This window comes from Neisseria sp. HMSC073G10 (assembly GCF_001812605.1).
GTDB classification, from domain to species: Bacteria; Pseudomonadota; Gammaproteobacteria; order Burkholderiales; family Neisseriaceae; genus Neisseria; species Neisseria subflava_A.
In genome coordinates this window covers 76,206-96,159 of record NZ_KV809528.1, presented here as the reverse complement: position 1 = coordinate 96,159, position 19,954 = coordinate 76,206, and the positions used below count along the sequence as shown (strand labels likewise).

15 protein-coding genes are annotated in these 19,954 nt (G+C 52.8%); 3 read left to right on the top strand and 12 right to left on the bottom strand.

Features of this window, described 5'->3' with window-relative positions:
• Nucleotides 1-51 precede the first annotated feature (51 nt).
• Nucleotides 52-1,908 carry an ABC transporter ATP-binding protein gene (locus HMPREF2865_RS06400; protein ID WP_070646477.1) on the bottom strand — a complete coding sequence of 619 codons (1,857 nt, stop codon included), beginning with the start codon at nt 1,906-1,908 and terminating at the stop codon, nt 52-54.
• Between the two features lie 227 nt (nt 1,909-2,135).
• Nucleotides 2,136-3,359 carry a serine/threonine transporter SstT gene (gene sstT, locus HMPREF2865_RS06395; protein ID WP_070646476.1) on the bottom strand — a complete coding sequence of 408 codons (1,224 nt, stop codon included), beginning with the start codon at nt 3,357-3,359 and terminating at the stop codon, nt 2,136-2,138.
• Between the two features lie 447 nt (nt 3,360-3,806).
• On the opposite strand from sstT, the gene HMPREF2865_RS06390 reads away from it, so the two are divergent.
• Nucleotides 3,807-5,648 carry an autotransporter assembly complex protein TamA gene (locus HMPREF2865_RS06390; RefSeq protein ID WP_070646475.1) on the top strand — a complete coding sequence of 614 codons (1,842 nt, stop codon included), beginning with the start codon at nt 3,807-3,809 and terminating at the stop codon, nt 5,646-5,648.
• Nucleotides 5,649-5,726: 78 nt separating this feature from the next.
• Nucleotides 5,727-9,875: a translocation/assembly module TamB domain-containing protein gene (locus HMPREF2865_RS06385; RefSeq protein WP_070646474.1), complete on the top strand. Its 4,149-nt coding sequence runs from the start codon at nt 5,727-5,729 to the stop codon at nt 9,873-9,875.
• A gap of 239 nt (nt 9,876-10,114) precedes the next feature.
• Here HMPREF2865_RS06385 and HMPREF2865_RS11995 read toward each other — a convergent pair whose 3' ends face one another.
• The 10 genes from HMPREF2865_RS11995 to gltX form a co-directional block, all read right to left on the bottom strand.
• Nucleotides 10,115-10,288, bottom strand: a complete 174-nt coding sequence (locus HMPREF2865_RS11995; protein WP_141752527.1) for an anti-sigma factor family protein — start codon at nt 10,286-10,288, stop codon at nt 10,115-10,117.
• 12 nt (nt 10,289-10,300) lie between these two features.
• Entirely contained in the window at nt 10,301-10,879 is a 579-nt protein-coding gene (locus HMPREF2865_RS06380) for a sigma-70 family RNA polymerase sigma factor (RefSeq protein WP_070646473.1), read from the bottom strand.
• A gap of 142 nt (nt 10,880-11,021) precedes the next feature.
• On the bottom strand, nt 11,022-11,708 hold the full coding sequence (locus tag HMPREF2865_RS06375) for an HvfC family RiPP maturation protein (protein ID WP_070646472.1): 687 nt from the start codon (nt 11,706-11,708) through the stop codon (nt 11,022-11,024).
• Complete coding sequence (locus tag HMPREF2865_RS06370; RefSeq protein ID WP_070646471.1) at nt 11,698-12,540, bottom strand: HvfB family MNIO-type RiPP peptide maturase; 843 nt, start codon at nt 12,538-12,540, stop codon at nt 11,698-11,700. The genes HMPREF2865_RS06375 and HMPREF2865_RS06370 overlap by 11 nt, the downstream gene beginning before the upstream one ends.
• Nucleotides 12,541-12,626: 86 nt before the next feature.
• Entirely contained in the window at nt 12,627-12,944 is a 318-nt protein-coding gene (locus HMPREF2865_RS06365) for an HvfA family oxazolone/thioamide-modified RiPP metallophore (protein WP_070606464.1), read from the bottom strand.
• Nucleotides 12,945-13,027: 83 nt separating this feature from the next.
• Nucleotides 13,028-13,477 (bottom strand): HvfX family Cu-binding RiPP maturation protein, encoded by a 450-nt coding sequence (locus HMPREF2865_RS06360; RefSeq protein WP_070606467.1) that lies wholly within the window; start codon nt 13,475-13,477, stop codon nt 13,028-13,030.
• Nucleotides 13,478-13,700: 223 nt separating this feature from the next.
• Nucleotides 13,701-16,010, bottom strand: a complete 2,310-nt coding sequence (gene recQ, locus HMPREF2865_RS06355) for a DNA helicase RecQ (RefSeq protein ID WP_070646470.1) — start codon at nt 16,008-16,010, stop codon at nt 13,701-13,703.
• A gap of 215 nt (nt 16,011-16,225) precedes the next feature.
• On the bottom strand, nt 16,226-16,561 hold the full coding sequence (locus HMPREF2865_RS06350) for a zinc ribbon domain-containing protein YjdM (protein ID WP_070461010.1): 336 nt from the start codon (nt 16,559-16,561) through the stop codon (nt 16,226-16,228).
• Nucleotides 16,562-16,620: 59 nt separating this feature from the next.
• Complete coding sequence (locus HMPREF2865_RS06345) at nt 16,621-16,959, bottom strand: hypothetical protein (protein ID WP_070646469.1); 339 nt, start codon at nt 16,957-16,959, stop codon at nt 16,621-16,623.
• Nucleotides 16,960-17,249: 290 nt separating this feature from the next.
• Nucleotides 17,250-18,644 carry a glutamate--tRNA ligase gene (gltX, locus tag HMPREF2865_RS06340; RefSeq protein WP_070646468.1) on the bottom strand — a complete coding sequence of 465 codons (1,395 nt, stop codon included), beginning with the start codon at nt 18,642-18,644 and terminating at the stop codon, nt 17,250-17,252.
• Nucleotides 18,645-18,808: 164 nt separating this feature from the next.
• Here gltX and HMPREF2865_RS06335 point away from each other — a divergent pair, with 164 nt between their 5' ends.
• The gene (locus tag HMPREF2865_RS06335; RefSeq protein ID WP_070646467.1) at nt 18,809-19,903 is read left to right on the top strand and encodes an ABC transporter substrate-binding protein; all 1,095 of its coding nucleotides are present in this window, start codon (nt 18,809-18,811) and stop codon (nt 19,901-19,903) included.
• Nucleotides 19,904-19,954 lie beyond the last annotated feature (51 nt).

Here is a 19,954-nt window from a genome sequence, read left to right as displayed (position 1 = left end):
AAGGCCGTCTGAAAATGTTTTCAGACGGCCTTTTATCTTCTTTCAAAGCGTTTAATTGTTTTCCCACTCGACATGCTCACTCAAGAAGCCGCCGCTTTGGTGCGCCCAAAGTTTGGCGTACAGACCTTGTTTCGCGAGCAACTCGGTGTGGCTGCCTTCTTCGATGATGCGGCCTTTGTCCAAGACGATGAGGCGGTCCATCGCGGCAATGGTGGAGAGGCGGTGGGCGATGGCAATCACGGTTTTGCCTTCCATCATTTTGTCGAGGCTTTCTTGGATGGCGGCTTCGACTTCGGAGTCGAGCGCGCTGGTGGCTTCGTCAAGCAACAGAATCGGCGCGTCTTTGAGCATAACGCGGGCGATGGCGATGCGTTGGCGCTGGCCGCCGGAAAGTTTCACGCCGCGTTCGCCAACGTGCGCATCATAGCCGCGTCGGCCTTTGGCATCGCTCAAGTTAGGAATAAAACCGGCGGCCTCGGCACGTTCGGCGGCAGAAATCATCTCGGCTTCGGTCGCATCGGGACGGCCGTAGATAATGTTGTCACGGACGGAGCGGTGCAGCAGCGAAGTATCTTGCGTCACCAAGCCGATTTGGGCGCGCAGGCTTTCTTGGGTAACGCTGTCCACGCTTTGGCCGTCGATCGAAATCGTGCCGCTTTGCGGTTCGTAAAAGCGCAGGAGCAGGTTGACGATGGTGGATTTGCCTGCACCGCTGCGGCCGATCAAGCCGACTTTTTCGCCGGGTTTGATGTTCAGATTAAAGCCGTTGAGGAGCGGTTTACCTGCTTCGTAGGAGAAATCGACGTGATCAAACTTGATTTCGCCTCGGGTGACTTTCAGCGGCAGGGCTTGCGGTTTGTCGAGGATGGTGTGGGGTTTGGACAGGGTGGCCATGCCGTCGTTGACGGTACCGATGTTTTCAAACAATCGGGCAGACTCCCACATGATGTATTGCGACAAACCGTTCACACGCAATGCCATGGCCGTGGCCGTAGCTACCGCGCCTACGCCGACTTGGCCGTGATACCAAAGCCAAATACCCAAGGCGGTCGTGCCGACGGTCAGCGAGCTGTTGACGATAAAGCTGCAGGTGTGCAGCAGCGTTGCCAAACGCATTTGGGCATGGACGGTTACCATAAACTCTTCCATCGACTGCTTGGCATAAGCGGCCTCGCGTGCGCCGTGGGAGAAGAGTTTGACGGTGGCGATATTGGAATAGGCGTCGGTAATGCGGCCGGTCATCAGCGAGCGCGCATCGGCTTGACGTGCAGCGGTTTTGCCGAGTTTGGGAATCAGGAAGCGCATAATCATCGCGAATCCAATCATCCAGCAGATAAACGGCACGATAAGCCAGGCATCGAATGAGGACAGAATCACGCCGGAAGTGATGAAGTACACCAGCACATACACAACCATATCGGCGACGGTCATCACGACATCGCGCAGCGCCAGCGCGGTTTGCATCACTTTGGCGGACACGCGTCCTGCAAATTCGTCCTGATAAAAGCCCAGGCTTTGACCCAGCATCAGGCGGTGGAAATTCCAGCGCAGGCGCATGGGGAACACGCCTTGCAGGGTTTGCAGGCGCACACTGGACGCGAAAAAGGTCCAAACGGCAAAAAATGCCACCATGGCCATCATGCCGATTAAAGCATGGCCTTTTTCAACAAAAAGCGTTTGCGGTGTATACGCGCCGAGCCAGTCGACCACCTTGCCCATAAATTGGAACATCAAGGCTTCCATGATGCCGACACCGACCGTAAATACGGCCAACACGGCAATCCATTTGCGCACGCCTTCAATGTTGCTCCAAATAAACCGCCACAACCCTTTTTCTGGCGTTTTCGGCGCGGCTTCTGGATAAGGGTCGATGCGGGACTCGAACCATGAGAATATTTTTTTAATCATTGTTTTTACAAATGTGATAAGACGGTCAGGCCGTCTGAAAAGAAGTGTTCAAATACATTCAAGACTGTATTTTACGGGAAAAATCCGACTGATGACAGCGGATACCGTCAGGCCGACCAAACCAATCTATCGGCTTGACCATCTAAAAATCCCTTTGCTTGGCATAAAACAAAGGCCGTCTGAAACTTTTCAGACGGCCTTTGCTGGATTTAGGTTGCCCTTAAAAATCACTCTTTACGTTGACGGCCCAAATCGGCAGCGGCAGTAAACAAAACGTCGGTGGAAGAGTTCAACGCAGTTTCTGCAGAGTCTTGAATCACACCGATAATGAAGCCGACAGCAACCACCTGCATGGCCACATCGTTGTCGATACCGAACAGGCTGCACGCCAAAGGAATCAGCAACAACGAACCACCGGCCACACCGGATGCACCGCACGCGCTGACGGTGGCCACCAGGCTCAGCAGCAGGGCAGTGGCAAAGTCAACCGTAATGCCTTGCGTGTGCGCCGCAGCCATCGCCAAAACGGTAATGGTGATTGCCGCACCGGCCATATTGATGGTTGCACCCAATGGAATGGAGATAGAATAAGTGTCTTCGTGCAGACCCAGTTTTTTCGCCAATGCCATGTTCACAGGGATGTTGGCGGCGGAAGAACGGGTAAAGAAGGCATACACGCCGCTTTCGCGCAGGCAGGTAAACACCAGTGGGAAAGGATTGCTGCGGATTTGCGTCCACACAATAATCGGATTGACCACCAAAGCGATAAACAGCATACAGCCAAGCAATACGGCCAACAGCTGCATATAACCGGCTAGCGCTTCAAAACCGGTTTCCGCAATGGTAGAGGACACCAAGCCGAAAATACCCAACGGCGCAAAACGGATAATCCACTTCACAACCGTCGAAACGGTATCGGCCAAGTCGGCCGCCACTTGGCGGGTCGTATCCGAACCGTGATGGCGCAAAGCCGCGCCCAATACCAAAGCCCAAGCCAAAATGCCGATATAGTTGGCATTGGCCAGCGCGTTAATCGGGTTGGCCACCAAATTCATCAGCAGCGTTTTCAACACTTCGACAATGCCGGAAGGCGGCGCAACGGACACATCGCCGGCCGCACGCAGAATCAGCGTAGTCGGGAATGCCATGCTGGCGACAACCGCCACCACAGCCGCTGCGAACGTACCGAAAATATACAAAATCAAAATCGGTTTTATGTGGGCCTGATTGCCTTTTTGGTGTTGCGCAATGGCGGCAGTCACCAAAACAAATACCAAAATCGGTGCAATAGCCTTAAGCGCACCGACAAACAGGCTGCCCAGCAGTCCTGCGCTGATAGCGACTTGCGGCGCAACTGCGCCCACAAGAATACCTAAAACCAAGCCGATGGCGATTTGCACCACCAGGCTGACGCTGTTGATCGCGTTTAAAAGCGGATTGCCACTTGCCATATCCGTTCCTTCAATTTAAAGATATGTTAAAAAAGTCTTACATTCTAAAATAAAAAATCATTTGTCGGCGAGGTTTTCATGCACACCTCACAAAAACAGCATTAAAGTTTAGCATTTATGACACAGTTGGCACTTTATGCCAAAAATACAATCAAACCCGCTCAAATCCTACTTTCAAGCATACCCATACCGTTGCCTTATCCCTCTATAATCTTGATTTCAGACGGCCTGAAATCTGCGCCATAGAGCCGAATATAAAGGTAACTTCATCAGTCAAAACACAAAACATAAATATTACAATCAGATAGAAACAAACCAAAATCCGCCCTTACGTCACATTTTGCAACATTATCGCGCTAAATTTCCGTTTATAACCATAGCCTGAAACCTTGCAGAAATAATGTTAAAATCCCCAAACTGAAGAATTGTCGCTGTCGAACACACATCATGACCAAACTGACCTACCCTGTTTTATTTGCATCATTGGCGCTCGCCTACGGACACGCGTTGGCAGTAGATACTTCCGTTCCCAAAGCGGAAGACTACGAGGCTGTTCCCGAATCCGAAATGCCCAAGCAACCCAAAGACGACCAAACAGGCAAACTCAAGCCCAAATTTCCCGTCAAAATCGACACCCAAGACAGCGAAATCAAAGAAATGCTTGAAGAATATCTGCCGCTGATTACCCAGCAGCAGGACGAAGAGCTGGACAAAGAGCAGGTCGGCTTCCTCGCCGAAGAGGCACCCGACAACGTCAAAACGATGCTCCGGACCAAAGGCTACTTCAACAGCAACGTCAATATTCAAGACCACGGCGAGAGCTACACCGTCAACGTTACCCCCGGCCCGCGCACCAAAGTCGACAACGTCAGCGTGGCCATCCTCGGCGACGTATTGAATGACGACAACTTGGCCGAGTACTACCAAAATGCGATGGAAAACTGGCAGCAGCCCGTTGGCGAAAACTTCGACCAAGACGGCTGGAGTGCAAGTAAAACCTCCGTACTCAGCGCGGTAACACGCAAAAAATATCCTTTGGCGAAACTCACCACCACCCAAGCCACCATCAATCCCAATACCCAAAAAGCTGATTTGAACGTCATCGTAGAGAGCAACCGCCCCATTTACTTTGGCGATTTCCAAATCACCGGCACACGCCGCTACCCTGAGAGCGTGGTTTCCGGCATGGCGCGCTTCCAACCCGGTTCGCCTTACGACTTGGACAAAATCCTCGACCTGCAACAGGCGCTTGAACAAAACGGCCACTATTCCGGCGCGTCCGTACAGGCCGATTTCGATCAACTGCAAGGCGACCGCGTTCCCGTCAAAATCAACGTGACCGAAGTCAAGCGCCACAAGCTGGAAACCGGTATCCGCTACGACTCCGAATACGGAATCGGCGGCCGCATCGCCTACGACTATTACAACCTCTTTAACAAAGGTTACATCGGTTCCATCGTTTGGGACATGGACAAATACGAGACCACGCTGGCCACCGGTATCAGCCAACCGCGCAACAACCGCGGCAACTACTGGACCAGCAACGTTTCCTACAACCGCTCAACCACGCAAAACCTTGAAAAACGCGCCCTGACCAGCGGTATTTGGTATGTCCGCGACCGCAACAATATCGATGCCCGCTTCGGCCTCGAATTCATTACCGAAGACCGCAAAGTCCCCGACACCAGCTACGATTTGGGTCGAAGCCATGCCACCATGCTGACCGCCTCATGGAAACGGCAAAGCATCGAAACCGAGCTACACCCTCAAAACGGCTACTACCTCGACGGCAAAATCGGGGCAACTTTGGGCAAATTCCTTTCCTCCACCCAAATGGCACGCGCCACGGCACGCGCAGGCTATTTCTTCACGCCTGAAAACAAAAAACTCGGTACATTCATCGTACGCGGACAGGCAGGCTACGTTTATGCCCGCGAAGGCGAAGAAGTACCGTCCAGCCTGATGTTCCGTACCGGCGGCGCGACTTCCGTACGCGGTTACGAACTCGACAGCATCGGCTTGGCCGGCCCCAACGGCTCCGTCCTGCCGCAACGCGCCTTGGTGGTCGGCAGCTTCGAATATCAATTTCCGGTCACCAAAAGCTTCTCCGGCGCCATCTTCCACGATGTCGGCGATGCGGCAAGCAACTTCAAACACTTGACCTTAAAACACGGTACCGGCTTGGGTGTGCGCTGGTTCAGCCCGGTTGCGCCGTTCTCCTTCGACATTGCCTACGGCCACCACGACAAAAAAATCCGCTGGCACATCAGCTTGGGCACAAGGTTTTAACAAACATACACCATCCATTCTTTCAGACGGCCTCAGCCATTTCAGGCCGTCTGAACAACAGACAAACAGAAAAATATCATGACCGATACTGCAAACACTTCCACGCCGTCTGAACAACAGCCCGCCCCGCCAAAGCGCAAAAAACGCCTGTTGCGCGGCTTTGTCCTGTCCGCCTTGGGCGTATTGACCGTTTCCGCCGGCGCAATCGGCTGGCTGGTCGGTACGGAATCGGGTTTGCGTTTCGGTTTGTACAAGATCCCGTCATGGTTCGGCGTCAAAATCTCTTCGGATACGCTGAAGGGTACGCTGATTGAAGGTTTTGAAGGCGACAAATGGTTGATTGAAACAGAAGGTGCGGATGTCAAAATCAGCAGCTTCCGCTTTGATTGGAAACCGTCCGAGCTGACCCGTCCGTCCTTGCACATTACCGAAGTCGTGGCCGGCGACATCGCCATCGTGACCAAACGCACGCCGCCCAAAGAAGAAGAGCCTTCAAAAGGCCTACCCGACAGCATAGACCTGCCCGTTACCGCCTATCTCGACCGTTTGGAAACCGGCAAAATCAGCGTGGGCAAGCGTTTTGACAAGCAGACCGTCTATCTCGACCATCTGCACGCGGCCTATCATTACGACAAAAAAGAACACCGCCTCCACATCAAAACCGCCGACACGCCTTGGAGCAGCTCGACAGGCGCGGTGGTGGTCGGTTTGAACAAACCCTACGTCCTCAATACCGCCATCTATACCAAAGGCCAGCTTGAGGGCGAAACCCTACATGGTACGGTGCGCCTGTGGGGCAGCCTGCAAGACGTATCCACCGACCTGCTGCTCGATAGCGACAACGTTCATTTGTCGGCCAAATCCACCATTCACCCATTCGCCGACAGCCTCAATGAAACCGTCGGCGAAATCCTGATTAAAGGTTCCAACATCAATCCGCAGGCCTTCCTGCCCACCCTGCCCAAAGCGCGCCTGAATTTCGATGCCACCACCATTCCGTCCTTTACAGACGGCGTTGCGCTGGAAGGCTCGATAGACTTGGAAAACGACCAAGCCGGTTTTGCCGATGAAAACCATATCCCCGTCAAACGCATCCTCGGCGAATTCATTGTCGACGACAAAGGAACGGTCAAAATCGAAGACATCGGCGTCGGCCTGCTCAAAGACGGCAGCATCGACGTATCCGGTTCAATCGATACCGCCCAAGACCAGCTCAAACTCGCACTGGGCATCAACAATACCGGCGCAGACGACTTTGTCCGTCAAAACATCGCAGGCCGTCTGAACGGCAGTATCGACGTCAAAGGCGAAACCTCCTCCCCTGTCGTCAACTGGAATCTCGACAGCGGATTTGCGCGTACAGACGGCATGCTGTTTTTCCAAACCGACAAACAGCTCGGCCAGCGCACGCTCAGGCTCGACAAAGTCCGCCTGGTTCCGCAAAACGGCGGCGAACTCAATGCCAAAGGCTCGCTCGAACTCTTCAAAGACCGCAAACTGCAACTGGACATTGTCAGCAAAGCCTTCAACCCTGCGCGCATCGATCCGCAGCTTCCGCAAGGCAGCGTCAACGGCAACATCAACTTAACCGGCATACTGGCGCAAGAAAAATTCGCCGGCAAAATGCAGTTTGCACCGAGTACGCTCAACGGCGTTCCGCTCAGCGGCAAAGCCGACGTCGCCTATGAAAACAAACACCTCTCTCGCGCCCTGACCGACCTGACCCTCGGCAGCAACATCGTCAAAACCAACGGCAGCTTCGGCAAAAAAGGCGACCGCCTCAACCTCAATATTACCGCCCCCGATTTGTCGCGTTTCGGCTTCGGCTTGGGCGGCCTGCTCAACGCGCGCGGCTACATCTCCGGCAGCTTTTCAGACGGCCTCAAAACCCTTGAAGCCGATTTGAACGGCGAAGCGCGCAACTTCAAAGTCGCCGATACCGTCAACATCCGTACCCTCGACTTTAAGCTTAAAGGTTCGCCAGATACCAACCGTCCGCTGAATGCCGACATCAAAGGCGAGCACATCGCCGTATCCGGCGGCGCGGCCATGATTGACAACGTCAACCTGCTCATCAGCGGCACAGGTTCTCACCACCACATCCGCGGCAACAGCAGCATGGCGGTGGACAACAAACGCTATAAGCTCGACCTCGACGCCACCGGCGGCCTCAACAAAGACCAAACCCAATGGAAAGGCACGGTTGACACGCTCGACATCAACGGCGCGTTCAACCTCAAACTGCAAAACCGCCTCAACCTCGAAGCCGGCAGCGAACGTGTTTCCCTCAGCAGCGCGCGCTGGGCGGCCATGGGCGGCAGCCTCAACCTGCAAAATTTCGTTTGGGACAAGAAAGCCGGCATTACCAGTAAAGGCAACGCGCAAAATCTGCACATTACCGAATTGCACAACTTCTACACCCCGCCCATCGAACACAACCTCGTCTTGGGCGGCGACTGGGATTTGGCGTACAGTCAAAACGCGCGCGGCTTTCTCAACATCAACCGTCAAAGCGGCGACATCATCCTGCCGAGCAAAGACCCGAAAAACAAACAGCCTTTGGGGCTTTCCGCACTCGCCCTGCGTACCCGTTTCCAAAACGGCCGCATCGACAGCACGCTGGAAGGCAACACCCGCTTCGGCAAAGTTGACGGCACGCTCGGCATCGCCCAGCAGTTCGGCAACAACATCAACAACGCCCCTGTCAGCGGCAAAGTCAATATCAGCGTTCCCGATTTGGGCTCGCTCAAATCCTTTATGCCGGCGACAGCCCAAGGCATTGCAGGCCGTCTGAACGCGACCGCCACCATCGGCGGCCGACTCGGTTCTCCTACCGTCAACAGCAACCTCGACCTCCAAACCAATTACGGCCGAGCCGACGGTACCGTCAACATCGGTCAAGGCACCAGCTTTGATACCGCCCCTCTGAGCGGCAAACTCAACCTGAACGTTGCCAACCTCGAAGTCTTCCGCAACTTCCTGCCCGTCGGCCAAACCCTCAAAGGCCGTCTGAACGCCGCCGTCAACTTGGCAGGCCGTCTGAACGATCCGCAACTGAGCGGCCTGATTAACGGCGACAACCTCTATTACCGCCATCAAACCCAAGGCCTGATTCTCGATAACGGCGTATTGCGTTCGCGCCTGCAAGGTCAAAAATGGGTGATCGACAGCCTCAAATTCCACCGTGGCGGCACGATTGAGCTCAAAGGTGCGGTCAACCTTGCCAACGCCAACCCCGATGTCGACGTGGACATCGTCTTCGACAAATACCGCACCCTCTCGCGTCCAAACCGCCGACTGCAGCTCTCCGGCGCGGCCAAAGTCCTCTACAATCCGGAAAAAGGCGTATCGCTCAACGGCACGCTCAATACCGACTACGGCATGTTCGGTTCGCAAAAATCCTCCATGCCGAGTCTCGACGACGATGTGGTCGTACTGGGTGAAACCAAAAAAGAAGCAACGGCCACCACGCCGATTAATATGAACCTTGTCTTGAACATTAACGACAATGTCCGTTTTGTCGGCTACGGCGCAGACGTTACCATCGGCGGCAAACTGGCCATCACGTCCCGTCCGGGCGAAGCCGTCCAAGGCGTCGGTACCGTGCGCGTTGTCAAAGGCCGCTACAAAGCCTACGGCCAAGACCTCGACATCACCAAAGGATCTGTTTCCTTTGTCGGCCCGCTGACCAATCCAAACCTCAACATCCGTGCCGAACGCCGCCTCTCCCCGGTCGGCGCTGGCGTCGAAGTCCTCGGCAGCCTCAACAATCCGCGCGTAACCTTGGTTGCCAAAGAAGCCATGAGTGAAAAAGACAAGCTTTCCTGGCTCATCCTCAACCGTGCCAGCAGCGGCAGCGACGGCGACAATGCCACGCTCTCTGCGGCCGCCAGCGCACTGCTTGCCGGCCAAATCAACGACCGCATCGGCCTTGTCGATGATTTGGGCTTTACCAGCAAACGCAGCCGCAATGCCCAAACCGGCGAGCTCAACCCTGCCGAACAAGTCCTGACCGTCGGCAAACAGCTCACCAACAACCTCTACGCAGGTTACGAATACGGTATCTCCAGCGCCGAACAATCCGTCAAGCTCGTGTACCAACTGACCCGCGCTATCCAAGCCGTTGCCCGCATCGGCACGCGCTCCTCCGGCGGCGAGTTGAAATACACCATCCGCTTTGACAACTGGTTCGGCAAAGACGAACCCGAGCCGGAAGAACAACACTAAAAGCCGTGAAAAAGGCCGTCTGAAATTCATCTTTCAGACGGCCTTTATCTTGTTCTACCGTATTAGAATCTTCAGCCATGCCTCAAAAAACAAAGGCAAACGGCGCAAGTTTGAAAACAAATACTGCTAAAAAAGTGAGTGGCAAACCATGGCTTATTCAAGGTTAGCAATAAACAAAGCAGATACAAAAAGGCCGTCTGAAACTGACAGGATTAGGTTTCAGACGGCCTTTTTTTGAATCATCGAAACATCTTGTGCATGGCATGGCTGATTAATTCGAGCTGTTTCTTATATTCGCGGCAACGGGGGCAGAGCGACAGGTGGACGGCAAGGGCAATGCGGTTAAAAAGACTGAGATGCACTTGGTCTTGCTGTTTGGAAATCAGATCGGTTATTTTGCGGCATTTTTTCATGGCATTTTCCTGTCAGGCATGGGAGAACCATTTGATTTGCAGGCACTGGCGCAAGGTTTCGCGCGCACGGTGCATGATGGTGTGGTAGTTGGCATGGCTGATGTCGCATTGTTCGCGGATTTCATCGCTTGAAAAGCCGAGAATTTCTTTCATGGTAAACACGCGGGCGGTGTTTTCCGGCAGCTGGTAGAGGCAGGTCTGCAAAACTTGATAGAACTCTTTATTGTTCAAACTGGCTTCGGGCGAGTCCCAACCCAGAGGCTGTCCTTCGTCCGTCCAATGCCCGTCGGCGGCAAAATGTCCTTCAAAGGCTTCATCCAAAGCTTCTTCGTCGCGCGTGACGAAAACTTGGCGTTGCCGCCCGATTTGGCGCAGGCAGTCGGTAATTTTGTTTTTTAAGATTGCAAACAGCCAGCTGCTCACTTGGGCGCCACCTTTGAAACCCTCGGCCGCGCGGTAAGCGGAAAGCATGGTTTCCTGTACGAGGTCTTCCGCCAAATCGGGGCGGTCGGGCAGCTGGATATGGGCAAAGCGCAGCAGCAGTTTACGGGATTCGGCAAGCTCGGCATCGGTCAGTTCGGGTAGGGCCATAATGTATCAGTATGAAAGGAATGATCAATATGCTTCTGATTTTACGCTGATACGGAAAGAGCATGCGATTGAATCTATAAACGATTTCAGTAGTATTTTTGTTTTACCGAAACCGACTGCGCCCGTTTCAGACGGCCTTGATTTATGCTGCAACCAAAATGCCCTGTTCCAACCATTCCGTCCATTTTTGCCTTAATGCGTCCTGCCAAGCGTTTTCAGACGGCATGAACTCTGCCAGCATGGTTTGCAGGCCGTTTAGGGAAGTGGGCGTTTCTGCCAGCGTTTCCAGCAATAAGGCATCGAAATCGTCGAGCGTTTGGTACATCACGTCATCTTCCTTATCGCGCCACACCAAAACAGCAGTTTCCGCCTCCTGCAATTCGTCCGTCACGTCATACTGATAACGGCGCACAAAGGCAGCGGGAGAAAGGGTGTAGGCCAAATCGTCTGAATCGGCATGGGTTGTTTGGCTGTCGGTTTGAGCGGTTTCGGCGAGCAGCTGGGTGTGTTCAAAGTCCATCAATGCCAAGAGGTCGTCTGAAAGCGGCAGGCTTTGGCAATATCGGAGGAACTCGCCGGGGATTTCTTGAAAATAGGGCGTTTGGGCACGTGCGTCGCGGACGAAACCTTCTTTCAGACGGCCCCATTCTTCGCTGTCAAAGTATTGCAGCGTTTCGGTATAACAGCGGTCGATAAAGCTGTGAATATTGTTGCGTATCAGGCGGATATAGACGTTCAGGCGCTCTTGCGGCAAGCCGTCGGCGACTTCGCCTTCACGTATGGCTTGAGCAAAGCGGTGTTGGTATTGGGCGGAAGTTTCAGGCTGCACGGCGGTATTCCTTTCCGGCACGCGTTTGATAGTCGGCGATTTTGGCGACTTCGGCTTCGAGTTCGGCAAAAGGCGGGAAATTGAAATCGCGTTCCAACAGGGTGGGCGGAATCGTCGGCAGTTTGGCATAGGCGAGTTCGAGCAAATCCCAAACGGTCGGCAAAACCGCCGCGCCATGCGTATCAATCAACAATTCCGGCGTTTCCACGTCATGTCCGGCAATGTGGATATAGCACACGCGCTCTGCGTCCACATTTTTTAAAAAGGCTTCAGGCGACAACAGTCCGTGGTTGACGGCGTTGACATAAATATTGTTCACATCCAAATGAATACCACAGTCGGCTTCACGGGCAACGGCGTTGAGGAACTCAACCTCGTTCATCTCGGCAAGCGGAGAATGCAGATAGTAGGAGGTGTTTTCCACGGCAATACGGCAGCCCAACCGGTCTTGCACTTCGCGGATACGCCGCGCGGTATGCCGCACCATCTCTTCAGTGAAGGGCAGCGGCAACAGGTCGTAGAGATGACCGCCATCATGGCAGTAGCTCAAATGGTCGGAGAAAAACGTGCAATCGTAGCGGCGCATCATTTCTTTGATTCCGTCTATCAAGGCAGTATCCAGCGGGGCCTGTCCGCCCAGCGACATGGATAATCCGTGCAACGCCAGCGGCAGCCGCTCTGCCACGCGGTCAAACTGTTTGCGCGCCCTGCCGCCCATTTTCAGCCAGTTTTCGGGGGCGGCTTCGATAAAGCGTATCGGGCTGTCGTCTGAAAGCGAGAGGAAGTCTTCCGCCAAGTCGCGGCGGTAGCCCAAGCCTGCGTGTTGAATCATGGTGATGTCCTGTTATGATGCCGTATGAACGACAAAGTCGCATTTTTGTTTATAAAATGCGACTTTGTTAAAGGTATGTTGCAGGATTATTTAGAACCGCATTTACCTTCGCCGCATTTGCCTTCTACTACTTTGGCAGCTTTGGCTTTAGATGCTTTGCCTTTTTTGGCGTGAGTTTTTTCCACGGTTGAACCGCATTTGCCTTCGCCACATTTGCCTTCGCTTACTTTAGAAACAGCGCTTGCACCGCATGAACCTTCACCGGCTTTAACTGCACCGCAAGAGCCTTGAGCAGATTTTTGAACACCTGCTTTGCTGCTTAACGGTTTATCAGCGGCAACAACGCCGGCAGCCAGAGACAGGGACAGTGCACCGGCCAAAGCAGCAGCTACATTTTTTTTCATTTTAACTTCCTTTTTAAAATACGAGTTTAAATAAATCAAGGGATAATATCGGGCATTTAAAGTCGGCCCGCGACCGTGAATCATTAAAGAAAATGCTTGATACGGCAACAGCGTTTCTTCAGCAGGGCATCCAAAGACAGACGGCCTGCGCCCTGCAACAGGACAGGAAATAAAACCACCAAATAAATCAGTGCCATTTTATAACCGTTGTCGCACACATTGTACCCTAAGCCGGCATGTACCGCAGACCATGCGACAGCCGTTACGACCATCAATCCCAACGCGGACAGCCGCGTTGCCAAGCCGACGATGAGCAGCGCAGGCAAAACCAGTTCCGCCCACATGGCCAAATTCCAGTTGACCGTATCCGACAACAAATTGAACGGAAAGGGAAATTGACTGTTTATTTCTGCAAACCAGTTTTCCCCGTTCCATTTTTCCAAACCGGACTCAAGAAATTCATACGCGGCAAAAAGCCTGAGCGTCAACAAACCGAAAGCGGCCTGCCAAGAGGGATTGGATGAGGTGATCATTTATTTTCCTAATCGATGTGTGTTGAATGGGATGGGACGAAAAATCTATCGGCACCATCCCATCTTTCATGCCTGTTTAGACGTGACAGCCTCAAAAAACTGACACATTCAATACAAATATTTTCTTATTTATTGTTTTATAAAGATTAAAATTTCAAAAATGCCGTCTGAAATACGATGCTTGATTGGGTTTCAGACGGCCTTTGATGATAATCGCGGTCAATTAATCCGCTTGTTTGCACAATTCGACAATTTCCGCGCCGTATTTGTTGATTTTCTCCTCATTCATGCCGTGGATTTCCGCCAGTTCCGCCAAATCCTGCGGCCGTCGGGCGGCAATGGCGCGCAGGGTGACTTTGCTGCATATCTGATAGGCTTCGAGGCCCTCATGGCGGGCAGTATCGATGTTCCACTGAAGCAGACGGCGCATCAAGCGGCGTTTGCGTTTATCCTCTTCGCTCAGGCCGTCTGAAAACGGGCGGCAGATGTTTAAAATGCCCTCGCCGTATTGTTCGATACGTTTTTCGCCGAGTTTATACACGCCTAAAAGGTCGATGGGTTCGGCAGGCGTATTGGTCAACAAATCGTCCATGCTTTCGTTGGAGAATACCGTCCCCAGCGTTACTTGATCGGCACTTGCCTGCTGCTCGCGCCAAGTTTCCAAAGCCTGTTTTAAGGCCTGTTCGCGCTCGCCCAAGCTGTGGATAACTTGTGCGCCGTCTGTGGAAACCGTACCGGCTTCAGCCGTTTCGCAAACGTCGAGTATCTCCAAACCGAATTTATTGATTTTCGCCTCACCCAAGCCGTAGATTTGATGTAAATCTTCCAAACTTCGGGGCATTTTTTCGACAATATCGCGCAGGGTTTTGTCGCCGCAAACCACATAGGCCGGCACTTCCTCTGCCCGGGCGCGTTGTTGTCGCCATTGGCGCAATGCCTGCCACAAACGCTCTTCGCGCTCGGTACGCAACCAATCGTCTTTCGGTTTTTGGGTGGCCGTTTTTTCGCGGCGCAGGGGACGCAGCATGACTTCGGTTTCGCCCTTGAGGACTTTTTTTGCCGCTTCTGTCAGCTGCAGGGCTTGATGTTGCTCGACATTGACGGTGAGATAGCCCAGGCTGATGCACTGGCGGATGACGCTGCGCCATTCCTTGTCGGTCTGTTCGTTGCCAATTCCGAATGTGGATAACTTGTCATGGCCATTGCGCTGTATCCAATCGTCGCTTTTACCGCGCAAAAGGTTGGTGATGTAACCGGCGGCAAAGCGTTGTCCGGCGCGGTACACGCAGCTGAGTAATTTTTGCACCAACACCGTGCCGTCAAACCGTACGGGCGGATGCAGGCAGTTGTCGCAATGGCCGCAGGGTTCGGATTCTTCGCCGAAATGTTTGAGCAGCAGTACGCGGCGGCAGGCAGCGGTTTCACAGACGGAAAGCATGGCATCAAGTTTTTGCATTTCGATTTGCTTTTGCACCTCGTCGCTGTTGCCTTCGGCAATCCGTTCGCGCAGCAACACCCAATCGTTCAAGCCGTAACACAGCCAGCTCACGGCAGGCAGACCGTCCCGGCCGGCGCGCCCCGATTCCTGATAGAAATGTTCGACACTCTGGGGCATATCGAGATGGGCGACAAAGCGCACGTCGGGTTTGTCTATGCCCATGCCGAACGCCACGGTCGCCACCACAATAATATTGTCTTCATGCGTAAAGCGGCGTTGGTTTTCCTCGCGCACGTCCATGCTCAAACCGGCATGATACGGAATCGCCTCCAAGCCGTTTTCACACAAAAACTGAGCCACATCCTCGACTTTTTTGCGGCTTAAGCAATACACAATGCCGCTTTGCCCATACATCTGCTTGCGGATGAAATCCAGCAATTGTTTTTTGCCATTATTTTTTTCGATAACCTGATAATAAATATTCGGACGGTCAAAGCTGGAAATAAATTCGGGCGCATTGTCCAAGTGCAGATAATGCTTGATGTCGGCGCGCGTGGCCGCATCGGCGGTAGCGGTCAGGGCGATGTGCGGGACGTTCGGATAGCGTTCGGCAAGCATGCCGAGCTGTTGATATTCGGGGCGGAAATCGTGTCCCCATTGGCTGACACAATGCGCCTCATCAATGGCAAACAGACTGACGGTTTGTTGGTCGAGAAAACGCAAAAAACGGTCGGTAACCAAGCGTTCCGGAGCGACATAAAGCAGTTTCAGACGGCCTTGGGCAAGCTTGTCGGCAATCTCGCGCGCCTCATCTGCCGACGTACTGCTGTTGACTGCCGCCGCTTCAATCCCGGCCACATGCAGGCTGGCCACTTGGTCGTTCATCAGCGCAATCAGCGGCGATACGACAACCGCCACGCCTTCGCGCATCAGCGCCGGAATCTGGTAACACAAAGACTTGCCCCCGCCCGTCGGCATCAGCACCATCAAACTCTCGCCGCCGGCCAAAGCATTAACGATAGCCTCCTGCTTGCCACGAAATTCGGGATAACCGAATACTTCGTGCAAAATCTGTTTGGCGGTCGGCTGAGGCATAATGGTTCCGTAGAATAGGGGAAAGCGTTATTTTAACGGTTTTACACCCGCGTATGTGCGGAACATTTTACCGCCGCTTTTTCAGACGGCCTGAAATTCAACTCTATTCAATTTATTTAATTTTAAATAACTTTTGTTTTATTTTGAATGAAATGTATAAAGGCCGTCTGAATCCTAATCTTCGGATTTCAGACGGCCTTTCAAAAATAAAATCTTTAGGCTTTTTTGACGAACTCAGATTTCAAGTTCATCGCGCTGCCATCGATTTTGCAACCGATATTGTGGTCGCCCTCTTGTAAGCGGATGCCTTTGACTTTGGTGCCTTGCTTGATGACCATAGAGCTGCCTTTGACTTTCAAATCTTTAATCAAGACAACCGTATCGCCATCTTGCAAGACCGCGCCGTTGGCATCTTTGACTTCCAACGCATCATCGCTTGCAGCCGCAGCATCGGCCTCGTTCCACTCATGGGCACACTCAGGGCAAACGTATTGAGTGCCGTCTTCGTAAGTGTATTCGGAGTGGCATTTCGGGCAGGGAGGTAGGGACATGAGGTTTCCTTATAAATATGATAAAAGAAGCGTAAAACGCAAATGATACAATGTCTAAATTATTGATTCGCCTTGCTGCCGCCTGCGCCGTAAACGGCATTCCACGCCGCATCCAACATCTGGCCGGCTTGTTGCAGCTTGGCATTTTGCTGCTCTTTCTGAGCCAAGGCCGTCTGAATTTCGCCTTTCAAACGGTCAATATCGGATTGCGCAGCCTGCAAACGGCGCTGCGCGCTTTCCAAATCGCTTTGCAGGGAAATGATTTTGCTGTCGTTGCTGTTTTGCTCATTCAAAGCGGCACGGTAAACCGATTGGACGGACAGCAAACGGTCTTCCGCCTCACCGGCATACGCGGCGGCGGCGGATAACATCATCAGGGCAAGTAAGGTTTTTTTCATGAGTTTTCCTTTAAAGTTGTTTGATTTGTAAAGTAAAGCGCAGAGCCAGTTTTCCAGCCGCCAAGTTTACATAATACGCTTGTTGGTCTTTGTTCTTGACGGCTTATTTTATCCAATTCGGACATTCAGGCTGCCGATAAAAGTTAATGCAATCAACTGTTGTAACAGACAGGCGGCTATTATTTTCTCATATTCTCTGCCTTATTCCATTATTTTCTGGTTTTAGTTAGAAAAGGCCGTCTGAAAACTTGGCATCCCTAGTTTTCAGACGGCCTTTTATCATTCATGCCTTACGAACGGATCCGTTTCAACACTTCTTCTTTGCCGATTAATGCCAATACGGCATCAACGCTTGGGGTTTTTGCCGTACCGCAGACAGCGAGGCGCAGGGGCATACCGAGTTTGCCCATTTTAATGCCTTCTTCGTCGCAGAAAGGTTTGAAAAGGTCATGGATGGCTTCGGCGGTCCAGTCTTCCAAACCTTCGAGGCGTTCGGCGAAGCGCAGCATACGGGCGGCGGCTTCGTCGTCCCAGTGTTTCTGCACGTCTGCTTCGGCAGGGGTTTGTTTGACGTAGAAGTAGAGGCACTCGTCAGCGAGGGTGTTCAGGTCTTGGGCGCGGTCTTTGACCAATGCCAACACATCTTCCAAAGCAGGCTTGCTTGTTTCATGGATGTCGCGCAGGGCGAGGCGCGGTTTCACCATTTCGGCCAGTTTTTCGTTGGCGGTGATTTTGATGTGTTCGCCGTTAATCCAGTAGAGTTTCTTCAAGTCCATACGGCTTGGAGACGGGGAAACGTCTTTCAAATCAAACCATTCGATGAATTGTTCCATTGTGAAGAATTCATCGTCGCCGTGCGCCCAGCCCAAGCGTGCCAGATAGTTGAGCATGGCTTCGGGCAGGATACCCATTGCGCCAAAGTCGGTAATGGCAACGGTATCGCCGCTGCGTTTAGAGATTTTTTTGCCTTGTTCGTTAAGAATCATCGGCAGGTGGCCGTATTCGGGCAGATTTGCGCCGATGGCTTTTAAGATATTGATTTGTTTAGGAGTGTTGTTCACATGGTCATCACCGCGGATAACGTGGGTAACGCCCATGTCGTAGTCGTCCACGACAACGCAGAAGTTGTAAGTCGGTGTGCCGTCGGCGCGGGCGATAATCAGGTCGTCAAGCGCTTCGTTGGGAATGGAAATTTCGCCTTTGACCAAGTCCGTCCATTTGGTCACACCGTCCAAAGGTGTTTTGAAACGGACAACGGGTTGTACGTCGGCAGGGATTTCGGGCAGGGTTTTGCCTGCTTCGGGACGCCAGCGGCGGTCGTAAGTCGCCGTGCCTTCTTTTTCGGCTTTCTCGCGCATGGCTTCCAGCTCTTCTTTGCTGCAATAGCAGTAGTAGGCATGGCCTTTTTCTAAAAGTTCGGCGATGACTTCTTTATAGCGGTCGAAACGGCGGGTTTGGTACACGACGTTGTCGGCGTTGTCGTAGTTCAGACCGACCCATTTCATGCCGTCGAGGATGATGTTGACGGATTCGGCGGTGGAACGCGCCAAGTCGGTGTCTTCGATACGCAATAGGAACTCGCCTTTATGATGGCGGGCAAACGCCCATGAAAACAAGGCGGTGCGTACGCCGCCGATGTGCAGGTAGCCGGTTGGGCTGGGGGCGAAACGGGTTGTGACGGTCATGATGGCTCCAAAGTCTTTGAAAACAGGTATTTTACTTTTTCGGCAAGGTTTAAACAATGTACGGCCGTCTGAAAATAATATCGGCGCAGAAGGACCGTCTGGAAACTTTTCTCCTGAAAACAAATCAAATATAATGATAATTATTTTTTTTAAAGGATCCGCTCATGAACAAACGCGCTTTATTTGCCGCCCTCGCCCTCCTGCCCCTTTTTGCCCAAGCCGAAATCAAAACTATCAAAGACGTATTGGGACGCGAAGTCAAAGTCGATGTCCCTGTCAAACGCGCGGTTTTGGCGTTTTACTATCCCGACTATATCGCGGTAACGGGCGCGGACAAATTTAAAAACGTCATCGGAATTTCGCGTGAGTTTTGGGAGAAATTCAATCCCGGCAGCTGGGCGATGTTCAAACAGAAGCTGCCTACGCTGCAAAACATTGCGGACATCGGCAACATCAGCACCGGCACGTTTTCACTGGAGAAAACGCTCGCGCTCAAGCCGGACGTATTGATTCTGGCCGACTGGCAGTATAAGGCCGTCGCCACCCACCTGCCGCGCATTGAAGCGGCAGGCATACCCGTCGTCGTGGTCGATTTCAACGCCGAAACCGTCGCGCGGCACACGCGCAGTGCGGAAATTTTCGGCGAACTCAACGGTACGCAGGCGCGCGCCCAAAAAATTGCCGCCGAATACGCCCGAGGCATTGCCGACATCCAAAAACGCGTCGCGCGCGCCAAGCAGTCCAAACCGAAAATCTATATCGAGTTCGGCGACAAAGGCCCGTCCGAATACAGCTACACCTTCGGCAAAGATATGTGGGGCGCGATTGCCGACACAGCAGGCGGCAACAATATCGCCGCGCCTTACGTTAAAAACTGGGGACCGATAAACCCTGAAAAATTCCTGACGGCCAAACCCGACGTCATCGTCATTTCGGGGACGGAAAACGGCCATAAAGACAAGCCTGGCATTATGGCGATGGGCATAGGCATCAGCCAGGCCGATGCGCAACGCCGCCTGGCCGGATTTGTCAAACGCAAAGGCTGGGCAGACATTCCTGCCGTCAAAAACAAACGCGTTTACGGCATCTACCACACCGCCTCCCGCTCGCTCACCGATTTGGCCAGTGCGCAATTTATCGCCAAAACCCTGTATCCGCAGCAGTTTGCCGACATAGACCCAAACAAGACCTATCTGGACTTCTACCGCAAATACCTGCCCGTCGTGCCGGACGGTACGTTTTACATCCGATTGAAATAGCGGCTGCAAAAATCATAGGCTCAGGCCGTCTGAATATGTATGCTATACTAA